Origin of the sequence: Microcoleus sp. PH2017_35_SFW_U_B (assembly GCF_020737865.1) — a bacterium.
In the GTDB taxonomy this organism is placed as follows: domain Bacteria; phylum Cyanobacteriota; class Cyanobacteriia; order Cyanobacteriales; family Microcoleaceae; genus Microcoleus.
On sequence record NZ_JAEQDE010000033.1, the window covers coordinates 118,757 to 142,869 of the forward strand.

Annotated in this window: 26 protein-coding genes and 1 pseudogene; 16 read left to right on the forward strand and 11 right to left on the reverse strand. The window is 45.6% G+C overall.

Features of this window, described 5'->3' with window-relative positions:
• Window positions 1-48 precede the first annotated feature (48 nt).
• The 4 genes from JGK36_RS08490 to JGK36_RS08505 all read left to right on the forward strand — a co-directional run bounded on the left by JGK36_RS08490 (window position 49) and on the right by JGK36_RS08505 (window position 1,524).
• Window positions 49-360 carry a DUF433 domain-containing protein gene (locus JGK36_RS08490; RefSeq protein ID WP_293196702.1) on the forward strand — a complete coding sequence of 104 codons (312 nt, stop codon included), beginning with the start codon at window positions 49-51 and terminating at the stop codon, window positions 358-360.
• 70 nt (window positions 361-430) lie between these two features.
• Window positions 431-850: an element excision factor XisH family protein gene (locus JGK36_RS08495; protein WP_293196703.1), complete on the forward strand. Its 420-nt coding sequence runs from the start codon at window positions 431-433 to the stop codon at window positions 848-850.
• Entirely contained in the window at window positions 838-1,173 is a 336-nt protein-coding gene (locus JGK36_RS08500; protein ID WP_293147098.1) for a XisI protein, read from the forward strand. Before JGK36_RS08495 ends, JGK36_RS08500 begins: the two co-directional genes overlap by 13 nt.
• A gap of 120 nt (window positions 1,174-1,293) precedes the next feature.
• Entirely contained in the window at window positions 1,294-1,524 is a 231-nt protein-coding gene (locus JGK36_RS08505; protein ID WP_293192906.1) for an addiction module protein, read from the forward strand.
• Window positions 1,525-1,554: 30 nt separating this feature from the next.
• Here the strand turns inward: JGK36_RS08505 and JGK36_RS08510 are convergent, their stop codons facing one another.
• Window positions 1,555-2,070, reverse strand: coding sequence for a LuxR C-terminal-related transcriptional regulator (locus JGK36_RS08510; protein ID WP_293192904.1), 516 nt, complete (start codon window positions 2,068-2,070; stop codon window positions 1,555-1,557).
• Between the two features lie 369 nt (window positions 2,071-2,439).
• On the opposite strand from JGK36_RS08510, the gene JGK36_RS08515 reads away from it, so the two are divergent.
• The 4 genes from JGK36_RS08515 to JGK36_RS08530 all read left to right on the forward strand — a co-directional run bounded on the left by JGK36_RS08515 (window position 2,440) and on the right by JGK36_RS08530 (window position 5,072).
• Window positions 2,440-2,664, forward strand: a complete 225-nt coding sequence (locus JGK36_RS08515; protein ID WP_293192902.1) for a hypothetical protein — start codon at window positions 2,440-2,442, stop codon at window positions 2,662-2,664.
• A 40-nt stretch (window positions 2,665-2,704) separates the two neighbouring features.
• A complete protein-coding gene (locus tag JGK36_RS08520) occupies window positions 2,705-3,130 on the forward strand; it encodes a ubiquitin-conjugating enzyme E2 (RefSeq protein WP_293192899.1) in 426 nt (141 codons plus the stop codon).
• A gap of 108 nt (window positions 3,131-3,238) precedes the next feature.
• A complete protein-coding gene (locus JGK36_RS08525) occupies window positions 3,239-4,090 on the forward strand; it encodes a ThiF family adenylyltransferase (protein WP_293196704.1) in 852 nt (283 codons plus the stop codon).
• A 1-nt stretch (window position 4,091) separates the two neighbouring features.
• Window positions 4,092-5,072 carry a hypothetical protein gene (locus tag JGK36_RS08530; RefSeq protein WP_293192895.1) on the forward strand — a complete coding sequence of 327 codons (981 nt, stop codon included), beginning with the start codon at window positions 4,092-4,094 and terminating at the stop codon, window positions 5,070-5,072.
• Window positions 5,073-5,177: 105 nt separating this feature from the next.
• On the opposite strand, the gene JGK36_RS08535 is transcribed toward JGK36_RS08530, so the two are convergent.
• From JGK36_RS08535 to purM, 4 genes are all read right to left on the reverse strand, one after another.
• Window positions 5,178-5,513, reverse strand: coding sequence for a DUF5615 family PIN-like protein (locus JGK36_RS08535; RefSeq protein ID WP_293196705.1), 336 nt, complete (start codon window positions 5,511-5,513; stop codon window positions 5,178-5,180).
• Window positions 5,506-5,826 (reverse strand): DUF433 domain-containing protein, encoded by a 321-nt coding sequence (locus tag JGK36_RS08540; protein WP_293196706.1) that lies wholly within the window; start codon window positions 5,824-5,826, stop codon window positions 5,506-5,508. Before JGK36_RS08540 ends, JGK36_RS08535 begins: the two co-directional genes overlap by 8 nt.
• Window positions 5,827-5,965: 139 nt before the next feature.
• The gene (locus JGK36_RS08545) at window positions 5,966-6,607 is read right to left on the reverse strand and encodes a Uma2 family endonuclease (RefSeq protein ID WP_293196707.1); all 642 of its coding nucleotides are present in this window, start codon (window positions 6,605-6,607) and stop codon (window positions 5,966-5,968) included.
• Between the two features lie 259 nt (window positions 6,608-6,866).
• On the reverse strand, window positions 6,867-7,895 hold the full coding sequence (gene purM / locus JGK36_RS08550; protein WP_293196708.1) for a phosphoribosylformylglycinamidine cyclo-ligase: 1,029 nt from the start codon (window positions 7,893-7,895) through the stop codon (window positions 6,867-6,869).
• 54 nt (window positions 7,896-7,949) lie between these two features.
• On the opposite strand from purM, the gene JGK36_RS08555 reads away from it, so the two are divergent.
• The 4 genes from JGK36_RS08555 to JGK36_RS08570 all read left to right on the forward strand — a co-directional run bounded on the left by JGK36_RS08555 (window position 7,950) and on the right by JGK36_RS08570 (window position 13,131).
• On the forward strand, window positions 7,950-8,216 hold the full coding sequence (locus JGK36_RS08555) for a hypothetical protein (protein ID WP_293185425.1): 267 nt from the start codon (window positions 7,950-7,952) through the stop codon (window positions 8,214-8,216).
• A 536-nt stretch (window positions 8,217-8,752) separates the two neighbouring features.
• Window positions 8,753-9,820, forward strand: coding sequence for a septal ring lytic transglycosylase RlpA family protein (locus JGK36_RS08560; protein WP_293185424.1), 1,068 nt, complete (start codon window positions 8,753-8,755; stop codon window positions 9,818-9,820).
• Between the two features lie 459 nt (window positions 9,821-10,279).
• Window positions 10,280-11,866, forward strand: coding sequence for a bifunctional pantoate--beta-alanine ligase/(d)CMP kinase (locus tag JGK36_RS08565; RefSeq protein ID WP_293185422.1), 1,587 nt, complete (start codon window positions 10,280-10,282; stop codon window positions 11,864-11,866).
• A 341-nt stretch (window positions 11,867-12,207) separates the two neighbouring features.
• Window positions 12,208-13,131, forward strand: coding sequence for a polysaccharide deacetylase family protein (locus tag JGK36_RS08570; RefSeq protein ID WP_293185445.1), 924 nt, complete (start codon window positions 12,208-12,210; stop codon window positions 13,129-13,131).
• Between the two features lie 199 nt (window positions 13,132-13,330).
• On the opposite strand, the gene JGK36_RS08575 is transcribed toward JGK36_RS08570, so the two are convergent.
• Window positions 13,331-13,516 (reverse strand): hypothetical protein, encoded by a 186-nt coding sequence (locus JGK36_RS08575; RefSeq protein ID WP_293185421.1) that lies wholly within the window; start codon window positions 13,514-13,516, stop codon window positions 13,331-13,333.
• On the opposite strand from JGK36_RS08575, the gene JGK36_RS08580 reads away from it, so the two are divergent.
• Complete coding sequence (locus JGK36_RS08580; protein ID WP_293196709.1) at window positions 13,508-14,413, forward strand: Uma2 family endonuclease; 906 nt, start codon at window positions 13,508-13,510, stop codon at window positions 14,411-14,413. The genes JGK36_RS08575 and JGK36_RS08580 overlap by 9 nt on opposite strands.
• Window positions 14,414-14,434: 21 nt before the next feature.
• On the opposite strand, the gene JGK36_RS08585 is transcribed toward JGK36_RS08580, so the two are convergent.
• Window positions 14,435-15,505: an NAD(P)/FAD-dependent oxidoreductase gene (locus tag JGK36_RS08585; protein WP_293196710.1), complete on the reverse strand. Its 1,071-nt coding sequence runs from the start codon at window positions 15,503-15,505 to the stop codon at window positions 14,435-14,437.
• Window positions 15,506-15,762: 257 nt separating this feature from the next.
• Here JGK36_RS08585 and JGK36_RS08590 point away from each other — a divergent pair, with 257 nt between their 5' ends.
• Both JGK36_RS08590 and JGK36_RS08595 read left to right on the forward strand, forming a co-directional pair.
• Window positions 15,763-16,608 (forward strand): YaaW family protein, encoded by an 846-nt coding sequence (locus tag JGK36_RS08590; protein WP_293185418.1) that lies wholly within the window; start codon window positions 15,763-15,765, stop codon window positions 16,606-16,608.
• 52 nt (window positions 16,609-16,660) lie between these two features.
• Window positions 16,661-18,322 (forward strand): O-antigen ligase, encoded by a 1,662-nt coding sequence (locus JGK36_RS08595; RefSeq protein ID WP_293196711.1) that lies wholly within the window; start codon window positions 16,661-16,663, stop codon window positions 18,320-18,322.
• A 41-nt stretch (window positions 18,323-18,363) separates the two neighbouring features.
• Here the strand turns inward: JGK36_RS08595 and glmS are convergent, their stop codons facing one another.
• From glmS to JGK36_RS33825, 4 genes and pseudogenes are all read right to left on the reverse strand, one after another.
• A complete protein-coding gene (gene glmS / locus JGK36_RS08600; protein ID WP_293192880.1) occupies window positions 18,364-20,307 on the reverse strand; it encodes a glutamine--fructose-6-phosphate transaminase (isomerizing) in 1,944 nt (647 codons plus the stop codon).
• A gap of 518 nt (window positions 20,308-20,825) precedes the next feature.
• Window positions 20,826-21,071, reverse strand: coding sequence for a photosystem I iron-sulfur center protein PsaC (gene psaC / locus JGK36_RS08605; protein WP_015175986.1), 246 nt, complete (start codon window positions 21,069-21,071; stop codon window positions 20,826-20,828).
• A gap of 239 nt (window positions 21,072-21,310) precedes the next feature.
• Window positions 21,311-22,187: pseudogene (locus JGK36_RS08610) on the reverse strand (CoB--CoM heterodisulfide reductase iron-sulfur subunit B family protein).
• A 144-nt stretch (window positions 22,188-22,331) separates the two neighbouring features.
• On the reverse strand, window positions 22,332-22,553 hold the full coding sequence (locus tag JGK36_RS33825; protein WP_366516547.1) for a zinc ribbon domain-containing protein: 222 nt from the start codon (window positions 22,551-22,553) through the stop codon (window positions 22,332-22,334).
• A 553-nt stretch (window positions 22,554-23,106) separates the two neighbouring features.
• Between JGK36_RS33825 and JGK36_RS08615 the strand changes: the two genes are divergently transcribed.
• On the forward strand, window positions 23,107-23,988 hold the full coding sequence (locus tag JGK36_RS08615) for an AraC family transcriptional regulator (RefSeq protein ID WP_293185412.1): 882 nt from the start codon (window positions 23,107-23,109) through the stop codon (window positions 23,986-23,988).
• The last annotated feature ends 125 nt before the right edge of the window (window positions 23,989-24,113 follow it).

Below are 24,113 nucleotides of genomic sequence, written 5' to 3' on the forward strand. Positions count from 1 at the left end.
TTTCTGTTTCAACTTAACTATTGAGCGATTTTAGTTTGGGATATCATTATGCTATCAATAATTTATCCTCATATCGAGAAAGTAGCGGGTCAACCCGCACGGTTGCAGCGGATACCCCGCGTGCGGGTTGTTCATATTGTGATGGATTATCTAGCTTATGGTTGGTCAGTGGAAGAAATGTGCCGCCAGCATCCTTATTTGATGCAGTCGGAGGCTCATGCAGCGATGGCTTATTACTTCGACTTTCAAGCTGAAATTGAGCAGGAGATTCGTGCAGAATGGGAGCAGGTACAACAGGAAAAATCTCTGCTTTCGCCTTTACCATTTTTCGTGAAAATGCGAGCTAAGGGGTTGCTGTAAGTGGCATCGCATTTTGGTATCAGAAGATTGGGTTGGGATAGAATAGAAATAAGGTCTTTGAGTAAAGTCTATGTCGGCTAGGGATGTTTTCCATGAGTCTGTCAAATCCGCTCTTCTGAAGGATAATTGGGTGATTACCCACGATCCGCTGAAGCTAAAGTTTAGCAAAGACGATCGACTCAGGATTGACTTGGGGGCGGAAAAGCTTCTAGTTGCAGAGCGAGGTTTACAGAAGATTGCAGTCGAGGTTAAAAGCTTTCTGAGTGAATCAGCCATGTTTGATTTCCACTTAGCCCTCGGTCAATTTCTGAATTATCGACTAGCACTCAGGAGTCTGGAGCCAGATCGATCGCTCTATTTGGCAGTTCCGATCGCAGCCTATAATTCATTTTTCTGTCGTGCTTTGCCACAAGCGGCTATCGCTGAGTACGATCTGAAGTTGTTGGTATACGACCCTACTAATGAGGTGATTTTGGAATGGATCGATTAGCTAAATATCGGCAGATTGTTCGCACTTTCCTGATGGAATATAGTAAGACTAAACCCATCAATGGCGACATTGAAGTTCAGGTATTATTTGACACCGAACATGACCATTATCAGATATTAGATTTAGGTTGGGACGGTCATAATCGGATTTATAGTTGCCCGATTCACTTAGACATCCGCAATGAAAAAGTCTGGATTCAACGCAATCAAACTGATGAACTGATTGCTGAGGAGTTAGTGCTGATGGGTGTGGCGCGGGAGGATATTGTTTTGGGGCTTCAGCCTCCCTATGCAAGACCATTTACGAGCTATGGAGTTGCTTAGGCTGTTTGGAAAATGCTGTTTTACTCTCGATCGCGCGATCGGCTATAATCAAACAAGATTGCACAATGTGCTTCCTTTTTTCAACTTAACTATTTAGGGATTTTAGTTTGGGATGTAATTATGCTATCGATCGAGCAACTGATGAAAGAAGCTTTATCTTTGCCAAATGCGTTGAGAGCGCAGTTAGCAGAGAGGCTAGTTGAGAGTCTTGAATTTGATATAGACGGAACAGTTCAAAAGTTGTGGACTGCGGAAGCTAAGCAGCGTCGCGATGAAATCCGAAGCGGTATGGTTGAGCCAATTCCAGGAGAAGAAGCGTTAGCTCAGATTAGGCAGATTATAGCACAATGATAGAATTAATCAGATCGCCCTTCAATTAGATTAGTTTGTATAGGGGCGATCGTCTGAATCTATATCTTCTGTTCTTTGGTATTCTGAAAATGATGGAAGTGATACCCGAATGTTGATATCAATTGTTCCTGTATTAGTATCAAAACATATATTTCCGATCTTTACTAATAGCTCATTCGGCAAATAATTCCTTGAGTCAGATTGAACAGATGACTTAGTTTTATATCCTTCTTCCTCTAGCCAGTTAGGAATATTTCTCCAGTTGCCTACTGTTTCATTAGGCACATCTTTAATTTTTTTAAAGTATTGATATAAAGTTTTAGAGACATAGACCTCAACACCCTTGCGACTTTGATGTACTTGGTTAGCTATTTCAGCCGGACTGTAGCCACACAGCAAACCGCGCAAAAAAAGCTTTTCCCGTTCTGTGAGTCCCTTTCTGGCACGAGGAGATACTTGCCACTTGGCTTCTGCCATAGCTTTGTAGAGCCTTTCCAAGTCCCAGTTATTCGCGGCATCGGCAAAAATATCGTCGTTAGATGTCATCGCAGGGCATTGTGGTAAGTTGATAGCTAGAGCCTAACCAAAATTTATAGCTATGGCTAGTTGCTAGCTGGGTATAGCTAGTTTATCATCGTATTAGCTACTCAGATTTAGCTTATTTGGACTAACAAGGCATTATACCCACCCAAAGCTTTGCTAAATCATGCTTTCAGGCTATGTACGGTTAAAAAAATTCAGGGTAAAAGAGGAATTGAGAAATCGTTAGCTTGACAGAGTAAGCTTTTAGAGTTCTTGCTAATTTGCAATAACTTCAGAATTTGTTACTTAAGTAAGTAAGTCAAGATTAATTGCTCCCTTTGCCCGAATGACTAAGTTAGGAGTAGCTAAAGCTGTTTTTCACGGGTTAATCAAATGCCAAATGATTTTGACGATATAGTCGATGGAATTACGGAAGGAGTAATTAGTGCTGCTGCTAGAGGCGTTGGCAGATCAATTGCAAATATGGCAGAAAGAGCCTTTAACGCTCAAGAAGAAGATGAGTTTGTAGAAATCGATTCAGATGGTGTAGTTCGTCCACTCGAACCCAATCAATCTCCAAAAGGAGTGGCACTGCGCGATCCAAAAGGTGAGTATTAGTTGCCTAACCTCAAAAGTAGTTATTAAACAATAATAAATAATGACAAATATTGCGATTAATCGTGGACTTATATTTCTCGAAAATGATTTATCTAGAGATAGGATGGCTGTTGAGAGTGAGAAAATTAAGCGCTACTATCCACAGTTTAATTTTAAAGCATCTAAAGGCTCTATCAAGGCTGTAGAGGGGTATTTAAAGACAGCGGACGAAAACTATTACCGAGTTAGAATAGAAATTCCTTCAAACTATCCTTACAATATGCCATTGATTAAGTTGCTTGAAAGAACCATTGAACCTGATTGTCCTCACAGGTATTCGAGTGGCAATTTATGTGTGATGAAGCCAGAGCAATGGACTTCAAACTATTCATTGGCATATATGGTATCTAAGGCTGCAATCTGGGTTAACAAATATGATGTTTGGCAACGTACTAAAAATTGGCCAGGAAAAGAGCAAGCACATTAATCAATACTTCGGACAGTTTTTCTATGGCCCAATGACTTATCCTCTATGACTTTGAGCCACTGTGGATAATTAAATCAAAGTCATGTCCACCCCTGACTAGTATTGTTAATGAAAGATCAAAATTATTCACTTGAGTTTGATAGAATTAGCTATCTACTTAATCCAGAGATTTTTTCAGATAAGCGGATCACTGTTGTTGGTTTAGGTAGCGGTGGTACACCAGCTTGCGATCACCTTGTAATGAATGGTATTCGGATTTGGGAACTTTACGATCCAGATACTCTAGAACCTGAAAATCTTGTCAAGCATCGTAGAATGCGTAAAGATTTAGGACGACTCAAAGTAGACATACAAAAGGAGTGGATAGAAGACAGAAATCCTGATGTAGAAGTTAAAAATTTTGCAGAGGATGTGATGCAATCTCCGAACTTTATTGAGTCGGTTCGTCGCTCCGATCTGGTTCTTTCTTGTTCAGATAAAAAGAGTGTCAGAGAGTTTGTCAGTGACCAATGTGTGGCAGCAAAAGTTCCTTTTGTAACAGCATCCGTGTTTCGGACAGGCATAGGAGGTGAAGTTTTTGGCTACATTCCAACTCTGACTGGTTGTTACAAGTGTTTACAACTTTTCTCCGAACTCAATCAACTTGACTTATCAGACGAGGTTTTGGGACTTACGGAAGATGAAGAAAGTAGAATTTATGGTCTTGATGAAAAAGAATTTCGTGCATCAGGACTCTCAATTGATATCCAAATGATTGCATTGATTCAAGTTAGGATGGCTCTCTCTATTTTGCTTAGAGAGTCAACTCAGTCCATGCCTACATTAAAAAGTAACTGGATTGTGTATGGAAATAGACCAGCCCCAGGAATATTCCGCAGTCATTTTGAAGCAAAGCAAATGCTTTTAAAACCTCAAAAAGTATGCTACTGCACTAATGTCAATCATCAAATGGAGGATTAATATGTCGGGAGTTTTATCTTGGTTTGGAATAGGTAGATCAGATTATAGGCCTTCTAATCTAGACGTATCAGTTGAAATTTTTGAGACTGTCATTGCCAGAATAAGTCATGCAGTATCAGTTTCTAACCGTGAGGAAGGTGGAAAGTTTATTGGAAAAATTAGTCAAAATGGCAATCATATAAAAATCCGAGTAGAAACTTATATAGACTCTGGGCCTCGTGTCAATAACTCAGTAGGTCACTTGATGCCAGATGGTGAGTATCAAGAAGCAATGTTTCGCGTGTTGGAGACATTTGACCAAGATATTAATTACCTGGGTTCTTGGCATACTCATCACTGCAATGGACTAGCAGAATTGAGTCAAGGTGACATTAGGGGTTATACAGAAACTGTGAATAGCCGTCAATATGATTTGGACTATTTCTTTGCTCTATTGATTACAGATTTGTGTGGCTCGGAACTTCGGAAGCGTTACTACTTATTTGTCAGAAGTCAAGGCTCTGCGGAAATCCCTGATTCTGCCGTACATATTATTAAAGGATCATCACCTTTAGAGCAAATTTTGAAAAGTGCCGAAGAAGCTGCATTTGCTCATCGTAGAAGTCAAGCAAATTTCTATAGAGGTGCTTCTGAACATAGACCTCAGATGGAGGTAGCCACAGATTTTATGCAAAAAATACGGAGTGAAGATAGAGGATGGATTTTGAATAACTTTCCTGCGGCACAGACACTCGAAGCCAAAAGGGATGGAGCTATATATTGGAGGTGGTTAATACCTTTAGATAATGGTGAACTTAACGTTCGTTATCAATATCCTATCTATTCTTCTTCTAAGCCAGCACATTTAGAAATTATCTATGACAGCGAGGAAGTTATCTCAGAAAATATACTATTAAATTCTTCTCGGTTTGAGCAAATTGATAAATATTTAGCTCTGGCAATGAAGAATGCGAAGTCAATAGCATCAAGAAACACAAAATGAAAAAAATAGGGTAGAAGATGAGTTATCTGTTATGTCCCAAATTGTCAAAAGTGCGATCGCCCTTTTCCCCCAAATAACCCAAAGTGCGATCGCCTTACAATCATGTCAAATATATTCAATCCTCCCGATCATTTCTTCAGGCGCATACACTTCATAAATTAAAATCAAACTACGGATAATCTCGCCCACAGAACGAGAATTAGGAGGACAATAGACAATCCCCGGATAATCTGTGGTATCGCTTGCCATAATTAAAAAATCGTCATCGTGAGTTACTATCACGCGCCGCTGTTCGCGAATAAATTCCAGGTGTGACTCGTCGCTTTTAGTCCGCAATCCTGCATCAACTGTTGTTGTAACATCTATGCCGTAACGACGCAAACCGCGCGCAATATTAGAGTCAATATGTTCGTCTAAATGAAAACGAATTTGCTCACTCACCTCTAATTGCCCTCAATTTTTCTTGTAACGGAGATGGTGGACTATTGCGCTTTAATTCTTCCACAATAGCTCGACTTTCAGCAGTGCGACGATCGATTTCTTCTCTCCGATCGTAATAATAGGTCATTGCTGCATGAACCGAGGCAAGTTGCAAATCATACTTGCCCGCGATTTCTTCTATAGACATCCCCATTTTCAGATACATTTCGGCGATGTGTGCTACAGCAATTCGATGGCCCGCAATGCGTGGCTTACCACCAAGTACCCCAGGCGTAATTTCGATATGTTCTGTGATGACTGATTCCTTAGACATCTTAGTTTAAAGGCTCTTAATCAGTAATGTTTAAGCTCTTTAATTTTAGCACAAAAGGTTTTTGCAGTAATTTGAGTATGCCGTCAAGCTTATGCTGATCAAGAGTCATAGCTACATTCGATCGGCATCTATTCTGGTTTTAACCAGAAATCAGTCGTTGTCGAAATTCCTTAACTGCTGCGAGCGAATTCGGATATCGGACATATTCCGCCAACAATTCTATATCTAAATCAGGGAGAATTTCGCTCCGATAGATTTGCTCATAACCGCAGGTTTGGACAAATTGAACTGGAATCTCTTCTCGCAGGTAGTAGAGGCTAAAACGTTCATTTTGCCAAAACCAAACCTCTTTAACATTTAACCTTCTGTAAACTTCCAGTTTATTCAGACCACCACTGGTAACAACAACCTCAATTGCCAAATCGGGAAATTCTTTGTCTGTACCAATGCAGTAAGCTTCATCGGGTTCCGTCCCACCTCTTTTTTCCTCTTGCCGCAGGGTTGTAGAACCAAAGGGAAAATAGTCGATATCTGCTTCTAAAAAGTAGATTTCTAAAAGGTCTCCAATGCGCGTTTTTCTGATTTCATGGCGACGGGAAGGTGAGATAATTTCTAAGACTCCATCTAAATATGTGACTCGATATGCCAAACTATCCCCATTTCTGGTGAGTAAGGTTTCGTATTGTTCCCAGTTAACGCGATCGGTAATATAGCGACATTCGGAATCTTGGCGTTGGAGTGCTTGTTGGTCAAGTAGAGCATTCAGATCGCTTGTCAACATAGTATTACCTCCTTTAGGTTGTCTTGATTATAATGAGAGTTAATGCGATAAATCTTGTTAAAAAATTTTGCCTTAAAAAAGAAGTATTACCTATTGACTAGGCTAGAATTACTGTGGTATATTTTAGATAATGGGAGTGGTAACTTTAATTTTAAAATTGCCACTATTTCCATTATCCAATTGTACTTTCTTTGCGGCCAGAAGTCAAGCATTTAACCCGAAAAAAAAGGGCGATTTTTTTTAATTCACGCAACTAAAATTAATCGACGCCCATTACCAATTCCCCGTTACCCTCAATAACTTCGCCGATCGCAAAAGCACCAATTCCCTGAGACTCAAACCACTTCACAGCCTGCTCAACTTCCCGGCGATCGACCAACAGCACAAAGCCAATACCCATATTAAAAGTATTGAACATATCGGCAGTCGCCACAGAGCCAGCCTCAGCAATCCAGTCAAAAATTGGCAAACTCGGCCAGCTATTACTGTCAATTTTCACAGATTGATTGGCTCCCAAACAGCGGGGCAAATTTTCCGGCAAACCGCCGCCTGTAATGTGAGCCATACCGTGAATTTCTAAACCGCTCTTAAGGGCTTCGAGGACTGGTTTCACATAAATTGTAGTCGGAGTCAGCAGCACTTCTCCTAAACTTTGGCCGCCCAATTTTTCCGGTTGGGAATTCCAATCAAAACCTAGATCGCCCGCAATTTTTCTCACCAAACTAAAACCGTTGCTGTGCACGCCGGAACTAGCCAGCCCGACAGCCACATCTCCCACCCGTACCTGGGAAGCGTCGAGCAATTTGCTCTTTTCGACAATTCCCACGCAAAAACCAGCCAAATCGTACTCGCCGGCTTGGTAAAAACCAGGCATTTCTGCGGTTTCCCCTCCGAGCAAAGCACAGCCCGCTTGTTTGCAACCGTCAGCAATTCCTGTCACCACCCCAGCTAATTGTTCGGAGTTTAACTTTCCTGTCGCTAAATAATCTAGAAAAAAGAGGGGCTCGGCGCCGGATGTCAGCACGTCGTTGACGCACATCGCCACCAAGTCGATACCTACCGTGTCGTGCCGATCGAGATCGTGGGCCAATTTCAACTTAGTTCCCACGCCGTCAGTGCCCGAAACCATCACTGGCTCTTTTAAACCCTCCGGAACGCTGAAAAACCCGCTAAATCCGCCGAATCCGCCCAAAACTCCCGATCGGTGGGTGCTTTTGACTGTATTTTTGATGCGATCGACAAAAGCTCTGCCCGCCTCAACATCCACACCTGCTGCTCGATAATCCATAAGTCCCCCAAATCCATTTGTAAGTTTTAGTTTATTCCCAAGAGTCAGCCGATTTTGGATTTTGGATTTTGGATTTTGGATTGGGGATTGGGGATTGAGAATTGGGCATTGGGCATTGGGCATTGGGCATTGGGCATTGGGCATTGGGCATTGGGCATTGCGGATTTTGGATTGAGGATTGGGGATTTTGGATTGAGGATTGGGGATTTTGGATTGAGGATTGGGGATTGCCGATTGCGGATTGAGGATTGCCGATTGCGGATTGGGGATTGGGGATTGCCGATTGCGGATTTTAGGCTTCCAGGTAAGCGCCAAGGTTGAACGAGCTCTGGAGCTGGGATCTCGAACAGAAGTATAAAATTTTGCGATCGCAGCAAGTATCCATTTGGGGGCGAACTCAACATTTAATACTTGACAAACAGATTTTTTCAGGCTAATCCTTCGGCAGCCATAAAATACACGAATTTTTTGTAAATTTTTGTAAAAATTTCTGGAATTCTGAAAATGGCTGTAACCACTGCAATTAAAGGACTTTATTAGACAGAGTTCTGAGAAAATTTGAGCAATATTGCTCAAATGTATCGAAACAGCGATCCCCAAGCGCAAAAGTTTGTGGTAGTCTGTTGCAGTTCGTTACCAAAACACAAATTGCAGATCGAGTATTGAGTTGTCAAAGATCGGGGAAGTTTCAGCCAAAATTTTTTTTTCGCTGAAGCATTACAGCAAAAACGCACCCGGATACTTTGCTTTGACTCACGGGGGAATAGCGAAGGGATCGAGAAAAATCCTTGACGCCTGCCGCCAAATGGCCAATCCTCCAATCTCGGTTGGCAATGGCTCTTCACAAAAATGGACGTATGAAGGAAAAATTTGTTGGTGGTTTACTCGCTGTCCTGTTAGTTCCTGTGGTAGGAACGGCCTCTTCTTGTCACGCACAAGCGACAGACGCTCTGAAGCCAGACTCTCAGGGCTCCAAGCAGCAAGTAATTGCCACCCAACCGTCCCCGCAGTTAAACGCAACTCGGGCCGAAGCACAAAAAGTTGGACAGTATCAGTACCAAGCAAGAGCTGACATTGACCAAGACTCGATCGTCAAAATTCAGCCCCACGACTTGGAGGGGCGACAAGCAGTGACAGTCTACGTGCGAAACATTCCAGTCATCACCTTTCTGAACCCAAGCCAGGAAACCAACACCAAAATTGGAGAAACTGGCGATCGCAAAGCCAGTGGTAGCAGTCAGTCAAAAGTAGCCGGCACAAAAGAAAATCCCAAAGCCGGAAACACTGCCAGCAATTCCACCAATCAAGAACCAGATCCAATGTGGCGGGCATCTAGCTTAGCAGCAAGACTCAACCAGCTAAACCGCAACAACATCGATCCCAACAGCATTACCGTTAAGTGGGAAAAAGGCGATCGCTACATAATCCAGGCAAACGGCGAGGATTTGGTAAGCATCAACGCTCAAAACATCCTCCCCGACACCACGAGCAACTTCAGCCGAGATGCTCTGCAAGTAACCAATCGCCTCCGCCGACTCCTGGGCAACGCCCCACCCTTGGAAGCAGTCGCAGGCCAACCCCAACCCGAACCAGAAGCCCCCGTGCTATCTTTGGGCCCACTTCAAGTGCGGCTCAGCGGCTTGGCTTCCTGGTACGGCCCCGGATTTGATGGCAACCTCAGCGCCAGCGGCGAGCGTTTTAACCAAAATGCCTTGACTGCTGCACACCGCCACTTGCCCTTCGGCACTCTAGTCATGGTGCGAAATCTTGACAACGGCCGCTCCGTCGTCGTTCGGATTAACGATCGCGGCCCCTACGTGGGCGATCGGCTGATTGACTTGTCGGCCGGCGCAGCCAACGTGCTCGGAATGATGAGCAGCGGCGTTGCGAGAGTGGAAATCCAAGTAATCGAACCGAAAAAGTAAACAACAGTTGACAGTTGACAGTTGACAGTTGACAGTTGACAGTTGACAGTTGACAGTTGACAGTTGACAGCTTGAGGGCGACCTCTACCTAGAAGTCCGAGGATTGGAGTAATAGACCTCTTGCAAAAATCGGAAAACACCCTGAAATCATCTGCGTTTATCTGTGTTTATCTGTCTGACATCTGCGGTTGAAGGATCGCTCAAAGACAATTCTTTCTGGTAAGGCAGAATACAAAAGTTATCCGAACTGTAGAAAGCAGAAACTAGAATAAAACTTGTCCGGGCTTGAAGTATCTGACATCTTGCACTCGTCGCCATAGTCTCGCGCCCCACCATAGTTTATTTGTTGTGGAACTCGCACGCGAGGCAAGTTGCTAACATTGGTGCCAGATGTCCGATCGAACAAATTCAGACAAATAAATTCTGCATTCTGCCGAATGCCTTGAGGAGATTGTATCGGTGCAACTGTTTACTAGCATTGCAGCACTTCGCTGCTACTTAAATTCACAAAAGTCTGCTGCACCTCACGTGACAGTCGGTTTGGTGCCGACGATGGGAGCTTTGCACGCCGGACATCTCAGCTTGATCCAGCGGGCAAGACAAGACAATGCGATCGTCCTAGTCAGCATTTTTGTCAACCCGCTGCAATTTGGGCCGACAGAAGATTTTCAAGATTATCCCCGGAATTTGGATCGAGACCGGCTGCTGTGCGAACAAGCTGGCGTTGATGCCATTTTTGCTCCCCCAGCAACAGAAATGTTTGGGAACCCAGGGGGCGATCGCACAGCAACCGACAAAACCGCCCAAACACAAAATCAACTTTCATCCTTAACTCAAGTAGTGCCGCCACCCGCGATGACATCGGTGTTGTGCGGCAAGTCTCGGCCCGGTCATTTTCAGGGCGTCGCGACAATTGTTACCAAACTTTTGAGTTTGGTGCAGCCGACAAAAGCTTATTTTGGTCAGAAAGACGCCCAGCAGCTAGCAATTATCCGCAAGCTCGCCTGGGATTTTAACTTGCCTGTAGAGATTGTTGCTTGCCCGATCGTCCGCGAAGAGTCTGGACTAGCAATGAGTTCTCGAAATCAGTATTTAACAACAGAGCAAAAACAGCAAGCCTGCGCCCTCTACCGCGCGCTGCAACAAGCCTCAAAAACTTTTGCTTCAGGCGACCGCACCTGGGCCGCCACACTCGCTGCCGCGCGCGCCGAAGTCGCTGGAGAACCCGAAGTTAAGCTCGAATATGCCGAACTCGTCGATCCCGACACTCTGATGCCGTTGGAGGTGGTGGAAACAGCGGGACTTTTAGCCGTAGCAGCCAGAGTTGGCTCTACTCGCTTGATTGATAATATAATTCTCAGGAACCGCAGGCCAATTGTGGCGATCGATGGCCCGGCGGGGGCTGGCAAATCTACGGTAACTCGCCAAGCAGCAAAAGCTTTGGGCTTGTTTTATCTCGATACCGGCGCGATGTACCGGGCGCTGACTTGGCTGGCTTTGAAAACAAACACGCCGATGTCCGACGAATGTGCGATCGCCGAATTAATTAGTTACAGCTATTTGGAATACAATCTCGATCCCGCATCTTTCATGCTGAAGATTAACGGCGAAGACATAACCGAGGCAATTCGCAGTTTGGAAGTGACATCTCGCGTCTCGGAAATGGCGGCAATTCCCGCTGTGCGCCAGTTTCTAGTAGATGAACAGCGGCGCTGCGGTACAAAAGGTGGGATTGTGGCAGAAGGCCGCGATATAGGAACTAATGTTTTTCCCGATGCGGAATTGAAGATTTATTTGACGGCTTCGGTACAAGAGCGATCGCGCCGGCGGATGTTAGAACTTAAAGACGCCGATCGGGCTAATATTAGTTTGGCCCAGTTAGAACAAGACATCGCTCTGCGGGACTCCAAGGACAGCACTCGCCTGATAGCACCTTTACGGAAAGCTGCTGATGCTGTGGAAATTCAAACAGATAATCTGACTGTTGACGAAGTTATCGATCGGATTGTCGGCTTGTATCAAGAAAGAATCGGCCCTAAAAGTTAATTTGAAGACGCTGGGGCGGGCGATCGGCCCGTAGTGTCAGTTAGCGGCCCGGCTTTTTGGGTCTGAGCCCCTAACTATATAGAATAGAACGTGCAATTAACGGGATTTAACTACCTTCCGGAAGATTGCCACTATTCCCCGTTTTGATCGGTTAGGGGAACTCTCGGTGAAAATTCTTAAACTTGTTAATCCTGCCGGACTTCCCCGCGATCGGTCATTTGCAGTAACATTTCTATGGACAATCGCATTTAATACGATCGTCCTGAGTGGATTAACTTGATATCAAAATAAAATCTAGAATTAATTTTCCAAGGTGTGAAGGAGATAATGACGTGACAAATATGAAACGGCTTTTGAGGCGGCAAAAAAAATTAATCGTTGCTTTTCTGGCCGCCGCAGGAAGTTTTTTGCTGGGTGTGACGTTACCAATGAACTTGCGGGCCAATCAACCAGCGCCACCGATGCAGCCACAAGTCTTGGCTGTATCCTCGCCAGAACCAAAACTGATATCTAATGTTAGTGGGATCGCAGGAGCGATCGCCCATCGAGTAGAAGTTTCCCAAAAAGCTCTAGCTCAACAGCAGGAAACTCGTTTTCAATCATCCCTACCATCCCAGTTTAAAGGTACCATGCTGCGTCAGGCAAAACTGGACCAGCAGCACAAGGCGATCGCCCTAACATTTGACGACGGGCCCTGGCCGACAACTACTAGACAAATCCTAGAGATTCTCAAGAAAAACAATATTAAGGCTACATTTTTTTGGGTAGGAAGATACCTGCAAACATATCCCGAACTTGGCAAACAAGTTGCGTCAGCCGGTCACGCGATCGGCAACCACACTTGGAACCACCAATACATTAAATATAACGAAGACGGTGCGGCTCGCGAGATCGATCGCACGTCATCATTAATTGAGGAAGTAACCGGGGTAAAAACATCACTGTTTCGGCCACCAGGAGGCATTTTAAACAATGGCTTGGCAGCCTACGCACAGAAGAAAAATTATGCAGTTATCATGTGGTCTGCTGATTCTTTAGATTGGCGGACTGCGACGCAATCGTTGATGGACAACGTGATGCGGCAGGCAAATTCTGGCGGCATTGTGTTGATGCACGACGGCGGTGGCAATCGATCGAGAACTGTACAAGCTTTGCCGGATATTATTGCTAAACTGAGAAAAGAAGGGTACAAATTTGTAACAGTTCCAGAGTTATTGCAGATGCAAGAACAAGCTTTGAAAAAGCAGGAGACAGCACAAAAATAAAAAATGGGGAAAGTGGCAATTTACACCATTTCCCAGGTTTTTGTAAGTCATATCAATTCCGGCTGCGCCGGAATGATATAGAGGACACTCAAGATGCCGTTTCCCTACCGCGATCAATTGTAGGGACTAAGGCACTCGCGGTATCCTCCGTTTATATGATTCCGATGAAGAGCGGATTTGATATCATTCGATCTATTTTTTAGAGCAATAGCTGAATGAATAACGAAGAAGTAGCAACCACGCCCGGTTCCACCGGATGTTCTTTTGCTAAAATCATTGCTTTAATTGCCTTCTTCCTCTGCACAAATCGATCGACAATCGCTATGCTGTGGTAATAGAGCATCAGTCCGATCGCTAGGTCGATCGCGTACCAGTCATGACCCAAAGTCTCAGTACGACAGGCTTACCCCCCGCCTTCCCGGATCACACGCAACTCCCCGAATCTGATGGCACTTTTGTGAAAAATTTCCAAGAGCATCCCCAAAGCATCTTGCTCACAGACTCCCTAGAAATCACACTGCAAAGGCTTCACCCCGACGGACAATATGCGATCGGGCAAGATTGTGGCATCTACTGGCGCGAAACCGACCCACCAGAAAAGGGTGCCGAAGCGCCTGACTGGTTCTACGTCCCCAACGTTGGGCCCCTCGTGGACGGCGAAATTCGTCGCTCTTACGTGATTTGGCGCGAGTATATGGTGCCAATAATTGCGATCGAGTTTGCCAGTGGAAATGGTTCCGAAGAACGAGACAACACGCCTTTATCTCGTTTACCAGAAGGTACTAATCAGAAACCAGGGAAGTTTTGGGTATATGAAAAGATTATCCGCATTCCCTACTACGCCATTTATGTAATTAAAACTAGCCAACTGGAAGTCTACAACTGGGTGAATGGTTGCTATTGCCGATTGGAACCGAACGATCGCGGACATTACCCGATCGACCGCATGGGCATAGAGTTAGGCGTATGGGAAGGCAGCTATCAAAATCAGGCACAGCGGTGGTTGCGGTGGTGGGATAACGAAGGAAATTTGTTGCTGACAGGGAGCGAGCAAGCCCGACTCGAACGCCTCCATACCGAACAGGAACGCCAGCGGGCTGAAGCTGAAAGCCAACGGGCTGAAGCTGAAAGTCAGCGGGCGGAAGCTGAGACTCAGCGGGCCGATCGCGCACAGCAAACACAACAAGATGCGATTCCGCAACTGCTGGCAATGGGTTTGACTGTCGAACAAGTCGCTCAGGCGCTTTCGCTGTCGGTGGAGGAGGTGCAGCGTTTGGGATAAAGGGCGATCGGGCTGAGGATATTACCAATTTAGACTGGAATCTAACGGCAAATTTTGCAACTGAGAATTCACCCAATTAGCCGCCGCTAAGCCCGATCGCAAAGCAGCTTCAATTTGACCTTCCCCGCACAAATCCCCCGCACAAACCAACGGCAAAGTTTCTTCCGCCACCAAACAAGAAACAGGTAAAGGATTCCGACAAAAAGCATAGCGCCAGCGGTGAACCTGCAACCATTCCGGCTGCTTGAGCCAAGGCATTAAATGTTCAGAAGCGCGATCGAGCAATTGCTGACCGATTGTTGGCAAATCGGTAGATTCTAGATGGCGATCGGCAAAATTGGCGCTGCTGTGAACCACAAACACAGGCTGTTGCGGATCGTCGAGCCGCTTGCTGCTGTCGAGCCCAATCCAACTTAAATCAGAATCATCGGGAAAAGAAACCGATTTCCACTGCGGATTTAGATTGCTCAAATCAGAATTTCGTTCCGCAGAATAGCCAGCCATAACTGTAATGCAAGCGTCGTATTCTACAGAGCGCAATTTGTCAAGAAAATTAGAGGAAAAACCAAGTTCTGTATCCAAAAACATTAAAGCTTGAGGAGCAGGAATTGCCACCACCACAGCCTTAGCAATCAATTCTTGAGGTAGATCTAAATTGTCGTCGGTAACTTCCAGAGAAAGATGCCACATTTGACTGTCGGTACGAGAAATCGCTTTGACTCGGCGGCCGTACCAAATGTCTAAACCCTCTGCGATATACTTACCGACAGCATTCATCCCAGCAGGTGCGACATAACAAGAACTAGGAACCGAAGATATTTCTCCTTCTCGAAATTCTCCCACGCTATCCGTCCAAAGTTTCAGGATCTGGCGATCGACCAAAACATCAATTAACGCCTGCACCGCATCCCCCTGCGACTCCAAATAGCGGGCCCCGTGATCGGCTCTAGTCCCCTGCACGCGACGAGTAGCGACTCGTCCGCCGGGGCCGCGAGATTTCTCAACAACCGCCACAGAATAGCCAGCCAGACGCAACTGTCGAGCACAAATCAGCCCCGCCATCCCCGCACCGATCGCCACAACATCGAACATACGTATAAATTGTGAGGTATTTTTGATTTACCAATCAGCATAAAGGCTGCGGGTCAAAAGATGCTCTGCACCACGAACATAAAAGCCCAAAGCCGTAGCGGGGCGTAAGCCATCGCCCTCCGCCAGGTAGTAAAATAATCGACAGGTAAGATTAGTTGAAAAAATGTAGCGCTCGGCAAGTTTCAAAGCGCGCTACTCAGCGACAATCTAAAATCTAAAATCTAAAATCTAAAATAGTATGACGGGAGGGCAAAATCTTGGACGAACTCAGAGCAGCACTAGAATTGACAACAGAAGAAGAATTGCAGCAACTAACCGAACTTCTGTTCAGTCGCAAGTTTAACCCTTTAGATTACGTGCAAACCCCCGCACCCCTAGACGTACAAAGCCGCGATCGCGAAGCATGGCTAGACGCCGTAGAACAAAGGTTTCGGTATCTTGCCGCCGACGGGTTGACGGTACTGAGAGGGCGAACCGAACAAGTAACCTACAGACAAGCACTAATTCAAGTTTGCCGCTATCTCAAAATCCCTTATCCCAAACAGTTGTCAACCACCGACTTAGAGGCAGAAGTATTTCTGCATTTAATGGGCCGCACCTGGAAGCGTTTACCGAAAGACGAACAGCAAGCCCTGACAGTCCGCGTACAGCGAGCAATTGTCGATGCTAAACTTTCTGAACCGTTGCCAATTTCTGCTGAAAAAGACCCGCTCGGTTTGCTGTTCAAAGGTGGCAGCGCTTTAGCCGTTAGTTCCATCTTAAAACCCATGTTGCTGAAATTGATGGCCAATCAATTTGCGCTGCACTTTGCTACCTATCAAATGGCCACACAAGTAGCGATCGCAGGGACTGCAACCGCAGCAACCCAGTTTCAAAATTATGTCGCAATTCAGACGGCGCGGCGGGGGATGGCCGTGACTGCGGCTCGTTACGGTGCGACACGGAGCGTGTTTTCATTGCTCGGCCCGGTGATGTGGACTTGGTTTTTAGCAGATTTGGGTTGGCGATCGATTTCTACGAACTACGGGCGCATTATCCCGACCATTTTTGCCTTGGCTCAAATTCGCTTAACGCGATCGGAATGCGTTTGGGAACTAGCATAGCGATTTTGGATTTTGGATTTTGGAGTGAAGAATTGAAGAATTGGGAGTTTGGGTGAATATCAAAAAAACGTGGAAATTAGCTGTAAAACAGACAGCAAAAAATCTCAATTCTCACCTGCAAAAACATCCCGATCGCCGCCTGCAAATCCCTTGGAATTTCGCTCAAATTGGGATGCTAATTTTTCCGACAATTCCAATCTTGGGAGCTTTAGGAATATTCCTAGGATTGGCCGGCACTTGTCAGCAAAAGTTCCGGCAAATCTGCCGCAGCCCGCTGAATCGAGGATTCGCAATTTTGAGTGTGCTGCTAGTCATCACGACGATTTTTGCCAACAACCGTATCGAGGCTGTTTTAGGCTTGTGCAATTTTTGGCCATTCTTTATATTGTTTGCCGTTTTCAGCAGTTTAATTCAAACTCCGGCTCAGTTAAGACAATTGTCTTGGATAATAGCAATTAGTGCAATTCCCGTCATAATTTTAGGTTTGGGACAGCAATTTTTAGGTTGGAGCGGCATCGATCAATTGCAGCCTATTTTTGGCTGGGTACTCGAACCGAAAGGCAATCCCCCCGGCCGCATGGCTTCTGTATTTATGTACGCTAATATTTTAGCCGGCTATTTAACAATCGCTTTTATTTTAACACTCGGATTGTGGATGGAAGAACGAGGAAGGAAGAAGGAAGAAGGAAGAGGGAAGAAGGGAGAGGGGGAAAGGGGGAGAGGGGGAGAGGGGGAGACGGGGAGAGGGGGAGAATTGCCCAATTACCAATTACCAATGCCCAATGCCCAATCCCCAATGCCCAATGCCCAATGCCCAATGCCCAATGCCCAATGCCCAATGCCCAATACCCAATTCATATTTTTAAGTTTTGCAGTAGTAGGAAATGCTGTTGCTTTGATTTTTACTAATTCTCGGAATGCTTGGGGATTGGCAGTTTTGGCAGTTTTGGCTTTTGCATTTTATGCGGGTTATAAAAAAATATTAGCTGCGGTTTTTAGTGCAGTGGGTGCAGTGTTTTTGTCGGCGTTTGGCCCGGAACCTTTACGGCAATATTTGCGAATAATTATCCCGGCTTTTTTCTGGGCGAGACTTACGGATGAAATGTTTCCAAATCGCCCGACTGCTACTTTGAGAACTACTCAATGGGAATTTGCTTGGTCGATGGCTCAGCAGCGTCCTTGGACTGGTTGGGGACTGCGAAATTTTACGCCTCTCTATCAAGATAGAATGCACGAATGGCTGGGTCATCCTCACAGTTTGATGCTGATGTTGGCTGCGGAAACGGGATTCCCAACAACGCTTTTGTTATTTGGTTTAGTTGGCTGGGTTTTGGCTAGAGGTGTTTTGCTGTTGGCGAATTGGCAGGTTTCTGCTGTGGATATTAAACAAGAGCAAATAGCAACTCTCGAAGTACCAGAAAATAATTTAGTTCTCAATCAAAATTCAATATCTAGTAGCACAAATCAGGTGGTTTGTCAAGATGTCGAAAATGCCGATCGCCTAATTTTCTTCAGTTATTTATTAGCCTTCGCCGCCTGTACGCTGTTTAACACTGTAGATGTAACTCTGTTTGATTTGCGGGTTAATACGATAAGTTGGGTGTTGTTGGCGGCGATTTGCGGAATCGGGAATAGGGAATCGGGAATAGGGAATAGGGAATCGGGCATCGGGAATCGGGCATCGGGCATCGGGAATCGGGCATCGGGTAATTGACAACAGTCAACAGTCAACAGTCAACTGTCAACTGTCAACAATTATTCCACCGTCACCGACTTCGCCAAATTGCGTGGCTGATCCACATCCAAACCTCGGCGCGCGGCAATGTGATAAGCCAACAATTGCAGCGGAATCACTGTCACAATCGGCGACAACAATTCATCCACCAAAGGCACCGGCAAAACGTGGTCAAAAATATCAGCTTCCGCCGCGCCATGCTTCGGCGTAACGCCAATTAAACGGGCGTCGCGGGCTTTGGCTTCCTGGGCGTTGGAAAGGACTTTTTCGTAGACGCTTCCGGGCATCGCGATCGCCACTACAGGCACTTTAGCATCCAAAAGGGCGATCGGGCCGTGTTTCATCTCTCCCGCCGGATATCCTTCGGCATGAATGTAACTAATTTCCTTAAGTTTCAGCGCCCCTTCCAAAGCAATCGGAAAGTTAATTCCCCGCCCCAAAAAGATAAAATCTTGGGTTTCTGTAAACTGGTGCGACAATTCCTCGACATACTGTTCTTGAATCTCCAAAAACTTCTCGATTTGGGCTGGTAACTGGCGCAAACCCGCAAGAATTTCTGCCAATCTCTCGGTGCTGATGGTTTGCCGCTGGTGCGCCAAATCCAAAGCTAAGAAATAGAAAGCCATCAACTGAGTGACAAAAGTTTTAGTTGCCGCCACCCCGATTTCTATACCAGCGTGGGTGTTGATGATGTGTGGCATCATGTGGGCGATCGAGCTTTCAGTCCTGTTAGTAATGCCCAACATTCGCGATCGAAATTTATCGGTAAAAGCCGCGCGACGCTGCTGTTCCATCCCCAAAGCAGCCAGCGTATCCGCCGTTTCTCCCGACTGAGTTACCCCAATAATTAAAGTATTTGCTGTCAGCGGTGCGGGCGCGTAACGGTACTCAGAAGCGTACTGCACAGCCGTGGGAATATTAGCTAACTGTTCCAACAAATATTTGCCAATTAGCGAGGCGTGCCAGCTCGTTCCGCAGGCGAGAATGGAAATTTGCTCGACATCGGCGCAAAGTTCTGGTGGCAAGTTGAGATTGATGGGAGAGCCTGGATTTCCGGGCTGCCAATCGCTGTCTAAATAAGTCTCCAAACAAGCTCGAACGACTGCCGGCTGTTCGTAAATTTCCTTGTGCATGAAGTGCTTGAAGCCCTGTTTCTCGACTGAAACTGGGTTCCAGCCGAGGATGCGCGGAGTTTTTTTCAGCCTTTGTCCTGCAAAGCTATAAACTTCTACTCCCATCGGAGTTAGTCTTGCTAATTCGCCATTTTCGAGGGACAAAACAGCGCGGGTGTGAGATATTAACGCTGGCGTGTCGGAAGCACAGAAAAATTCACCTGCACCAAAGCCAATCACCAAAGGAGCTTGCTGTCTGGCGACAATTATTTCGTCTGGAAAATCTGCACAAATTGTGGCGATCGCAAAAGCTCCTTCTAGCCGATTCACCGCCTTTGAAACCACATCCAAAAACGACAACTCAGTAATTTCCTCTGCTGTTGGATCTTGTCCTTCTTCCTTCTTCCTTCTTCCTTCTTCCTTCTTCCTTCTTCCTTCTTGGAAAATTTCAGCTATTAAATGAGGGATAACTTCTGTATCCGTATCCGAGACAAATTTATGTCCCTTGGCTTTCAATTCTTCGCGCAACTCGCGATAATTTTCGACAATTCCATTTTGAACTACGGCAATTCGCCCGCTATTATCTAGGTGAGGGTGAGCGTTATATTCCTCTGGTTTGCCGTGAGTTGCCCAGCGGGTATGTCCGATACCGATGGGAGCGGGAGAGTCTATCTCTGCTAGCTTTTCCCGGAGGTTGTGCAATTTGCCTTTTGCTCGGATGCAGGTAATTTTTCCTTCGGAGATGGTAGCGAGGCCTGATGAATCGTAACCCCGGTATTCCAGTTTCTCCAATCCTGATAGCAAAATCTCGCTTGCTGCTTGCGTGCCGATATAACCAACGATTCCGCACATTTAAGGTACTACTCCTGCTTAGCGATCGCGATAAAACCCAATTTTTATCATTTTTACACCAGTTGCAAAAAAGAATGCAACTGTAGGGAAGATCCCAACCATGATACTCAGTCGATTTTAGATTGTAGATTTTAGATTTGACTTGCAACTTTGAATTTGGAAGCTGGAACTAGGATCTAACTGAGATCTTGCACGCCTTGTCAATAAGAGGATTTTTCGTGGGGTCGGGCGGGTTTATAGAACCTGTTTGCTACCTTTAAGGCTACTGGCGAACCCGCCCCTACGGCTAATTGAGAATGGTGCAAGATCTCAGATCTAATATTTTGCTTTTGATCCTGACACTCGCGTCGGGGGCTTGTGTCCGTTTGTTGCCGATCGTCGAAAATCCCAAATCCCAAATCCCAAATTGTATTACCTTCTTCCTGTCGCAGAATGCAGATTCCGCGACAAAAAGAGAGGGGGCAATTTAATCGCCCCCTCTCCTGTGCCCGTAACTCGATCGACAGTTCGATCGATATTTAGTAAGCTAGACCCATACTGCGAGTGGTTTCTGCTCCCAGGTAAACCCGGATGCTCAGAAAATCGGTAGGACAAGCTGTTTCGCAACGTTTGCAACCGACACAGTCTTCTGTGCGGGGAGACGAGGCAATCTGAGCCGCTTTGCAGCCATCCCAGGGTACCATCTCCAAAACGTCAGTCGGACAAGCGCGGACGCATTGAGTGCAGCCGATGCAGGTATCGTAGATTTTGACTGAATGAGACATTGAATAAAGGCTCCCAACGAGTCACTAAAAATTTGCGGGCTCTGCGAGTTAAAAGATTTGACGGCGAGGTACCACCGCTTATGCCTGCACAGAGAATTAAAGGTTAGTCTACCGCAGTGCTTGGAAGCACTTCGCGAAAAAGCGACAAAACTTCACAGTCGATCGTAGGTTCGTAGTCAGGACTTTAGTCCTATCCGAGTTAGAAAGGACTGAAGTCCTGACTACGAACTTTAGAAAAACTAAAAGCCTAATTTTTCTAACACGGGCTTAGTTGAAACAATATGCCGATCGAGTCCTAGTTTTTTTGGCTCAACACCCAAAGCCAAAGCCACCAATTGCGGTAAATGCAATACGGGCAAACCCAACTTACGCCCAATTACTTTTTCGACTTCCGGCTGACGCGAATCCAAATTCAAGTGACAAAGCGGACAAGGAGTTACCATACAATCAGCACCGTTGTCAAGAGCATCTACAATATGTTTGCCGGCCATCTGAAAAGATTGGTTTGTGGCATAACTCGCCAGCGGCCAACCGCAGCATTGCGTCCGTCCTCGATAGTAAACCGGAGTTGCCCCGATCGCCCGAAACACATTTTCCATGGATTCCGGTTGGTGCGGGTCGTCGTAAACCAAGTTATCCTGAGCTCGCAGCAGGTAACAGCCGTAAAAAGCCGCGCACTTCAAACCCGAAAGCTTGTGAGTAATCAGCAACGATCGCCCACAGGAGATGTTTCACTTCCGTACTGCCTTGATAAGGCGAACAGCCTTGTTTTTCGAGTAAACCGTTTACTTTTTCGAGGTAAGGTCGATCGGTCTTTTGGGATTCCTTGAGGCGATCGTCCACATGACCGATTACCCCTTGACAAGTGCTGCAATGCGTGAGTAAAGGCAGATTAAGTTGTTCAGCCAAAGCAATATTGCGGGCGTTAACAGTATCTTCCAACAACTGTGAATCTTCCTTAAAAGTGCCAGAACCGCAGCAGGAAGCTTTTTTGAGTTCCACCAGTTCAATCCCCAAAGCTTGAGTCAGCGCTTGGGTAGAAAGGTAAAGTTCGCGGGCGGCCCCTTGGGCGACACAACCGGGAAAGTAAGCATATTTGAGATTTGGGGATAGCATAATTGTTTCTGCTGGGGACATAAGGCAAGGGACAAGACAGGAGGGCGATCCTCTTCGTTGGCTGCGCTAACGAGGTTGGGATGCTTCCTCTCCATATCCTTACCCAGATACATTTAACCCGGCAAATCCAGGACTAAGACAGAATTAGCCGTGTATGGCAAGACAAAGAAAGCAGCAAGCTCTCCCGTCAAGGAGGTATCTCTCAAAGCTTTCAACAAGATATTGAAAGCGCCATTTAAATCTCTGTCCACACTTTGAACAGGTTTTTGATGTGTATTCTTCGGTTATGTTTACTACAAAACTGCTATATTTAACAGCTTGACGCTTCAACATTTGCTGGAAACGATAATGACTCAAAGTGACCATCACCTTAGCTAGCTGTTTTAATCGCTAGAGCGTTTTTTGTTCCCAATATATAGTACAAGCTTTTACCAAATTATTCAAGAAGTTTCTAGAAAATCATTTACTTTGCATCAACAGTTTTAAACGATTATTATCGATGAGGATGCACTTTTCAGTTTGGTGGCGGGGCGATCGGGCTAATCTGGTTAAGATGCTTTTGGGAAAATTGGATTACCGATCGTTAAACTAAACACTGGACTAGGCTAATTAACGGTTGATTGACACTCCTCGGCCTAAAGGCACGAGGATTCTTGCATCAGCCAGTCGAACTTGTCTCTGTTTTGTCGCCACCATTGAGTAGAGATCGGTCTGTCCGCAAGCGTGAATTCCGGCGTACCCCGCCGTATTTAAATCAATTCTTGCTTGTTTCAACCCTTTGATTAAGATGTTTTTTGCGGCATTGCGATCGCGATCGAGTATCGTTCCACTCTCTGCAATCTTTTCAAAGCTTTTTCACTCTTTCTGAGATAGTTTTTGGGTAACCTAATAAACTACAGGTCTTCACGAAATTACAGCAATGTCTATCAATCCACTCAGCCTCTTTTCAGGGAAACCGACGATCGCCCATCACTCTATCTCTATCGACAAGGGACTAACCATTCACTATCGTCACGACATTCCAGGTGCGTTGGATGCGCCGCAAGGGCTGAGTCATCATATGCTGACCTACTTTCTGTCTACAAACGAACGTCAAGTGACCCATTTTGATGAGTGCGGAGAATACGACGGCGTGATGAAGTCTGGCGATTTTTATCTGTACCCTGCCGATCGCTCTGGATTTACACGCTGGCATTCGATCGACAAAACGCTGCATATTGTGATTAAGCCGGAGTTTCTGAATAAAGTTGCTCGCGATGCAGAGTGCATTAGCCCTGAGAAGATTGAGCTTTTGCCAGTGTTGAAAACGCGCGATCGCAAACTTGAGAATTTGGTGCAGCTCTTTTTGACTGAGATTGACGAGGGTGGTTTCGGAGAGAAGGCGTATCTAGAATCACTCAGTTCTCTCTTTGGGATTCAATTGCTGCGCCGATACTGTACTGTCACACCTAAATTTCGGGAGTATACCTGCAATGGACTCGCACCCTATCAACTCAGTGTAGTTCTAGAGTATATCCAAGCCCATCTGGGCAGTGATTTGAGTCTAGATACTATGGCAGACCAAATTGGCATGAGTCGTTGCTATTTTGCCACTCAGTTCAAGCAATCTATGGGAATTGCACCGCATCAGTATGTTAACCAGCAGCGGATCGCTCAAGCAAAAGAGTGCTTGCGATCGCAAAAGTTATCTATTTCTGACATTGCGATCGAGTGTGGCTTCTCGAATCAAAGCCATTTGACCAAGGTGTTCAAACAGCAAACGGGTACAACGCCTAAAAGCTATCTCCAGCAATCGAGATAAATTCGATCGAAAGAATTGACAAAAATTAGAACATATTTAAAAGACTAAAAGCATCCAAAGGCAATAGAGTAACGATGTCCTTGTGACGGAACGACTACTGATTCTTTTACGCTGAATATTTCTCA

Bases quoted from the DNA above. Each gene is read 5' to 3' on its own strand.
- JGK36_RS08490 (WP_293196702.1), top strand. From the start codon at position 49: ATGCTATCAATAATTTATCCTCATATCGAGAAAGTAGCGGGTCAACCC.
- JGK36_RS08495 (WP_293196703.1), top strand. From the start codon at position 431: ATGTCGGCTAGGGATGTTTTCCATGAGTCTGTCAAATCCGCTCTTCTG.
- JGK36_RS08500 (WP_293147098.1), top strand. From the start codon at position 838: ATGGATCGATTAGCTAAATATCGGCAGATTGTTCGCACTTTCCTGATG.
- JGK36_RS08505 (WP_293192906.1), top strand. From the start codon at position 1,294: ATGCTATCGATCGAGCAACTGATGAAAGAAGCTTTATCTTTGCCAAAT.
- JGK36_RS08510 (WP_293192904.1), bottom strand. From the start codon at position 2,070: ATGACATCTAACGACGATATTTTTGCCGATGCCGCGAATAACTGGGAC.
- JGK36_RS08515 (WP_293192902.1), top strand. From the start codon at position 2,440: ATGCCAAATGATTTTGACGATATAGTCGATGGAATTACGGAAGGAGTA.
- JGK36_RS08520 (WP_293192899.1), top strand. From the start codon at position 2,705: ATGACAAATATTGCGATTAATCGTGGACTTATATTTCTCGAAAATGAT.
- JGK36_RS08525 (WP_293196704.1), top strand. From the start codon at position 3,239: ATGAAAGATCAAAATTATTCACTTGAGTTTGATAGAATTAGCTATCTA.
- JGK36_RS08530 (WP_293192895.1), top strand. From the start codon at position 4,092: ATGTCGGGAGTTTTATCTTGGTTTGGAATAGGTAGATCAGATTATAGG.
- JGK36_RS08540 (WP_293196706.1), bottom strand. From the start codon at position 5,826: ATGTCTAAGGAATCAGTCATCACAGAACATATCGAAATTACGCCTGGG.
- JGK36_RS08545 (WP_293196707.1), bottom strand. From the start codon at position 6,607: ATGTTGACAAGCGATCTGAATGCTCTACTTGACCAACAAGCACTCCAA.
- purM (WP_293196708.1), bottom strand. From the start codon at position 7,895: ATGGATTATCGAGCAGCAGGTGTGGATGTTGAGGCGGGCAGAGCTTTT.
- JGK36_RS08560 (WP_293185424.1), top strand. From the start codon at position 8,753: ATGAAGGAAAAATTTGTTGGTGGTTTACTCGCTGTCCTGTTAGTTCCT.
- JGK36_RS08570 (WP_293185445.1), top strand. From the start codon at position 12,208: ATGAAACGGCTTTTGAGGCGGCAAAAAAAATTAATCGTTGCTTTTCTG.
- JGK36_RS08580 (WP_293196709.1), top strand. From the start codon at position 13,508: ATGACCCAAAGTCTCAGTACGACAGGCTTACCCCCCGCCTTCCCGGAT.
- JGK36_RS08585 (WP_293196710.1), bottom strand. From the start codon at position 15,505: ATGTTCGATGTTGTGGCGATCGGTGCGGGGATGGCGGGGCTGATTTGT.
- glmS (WP_293192880.1), bottom strand. From the start codon at position 20,307: ATGTGCGGAATCGTTGGTTATATCGGCACGCAAGCAGCAAGCGAGATT.
- psaC (WP_015175986.1), bottom strand. From the start codon at position 21,071: ATGTCTCATTCAGTCAAAATCTACGATACCTGCATCGGCTGCACTCAA.
- JGK36_RS33825 (WP_366516547.1), bottom strand. From the start codon at position 22,553: ATGGTCACTTTGAGTCATTATCGTTTCCAGCAAATGTTGAAGCGTCAA.
- JGK36_RS08615 (WP_293185412.1), top strand. From the start codon at position 23,107: ATGTCTATCAATCCACTCAGCCTCTTTTCAGGGAAACCGACGATCGCC.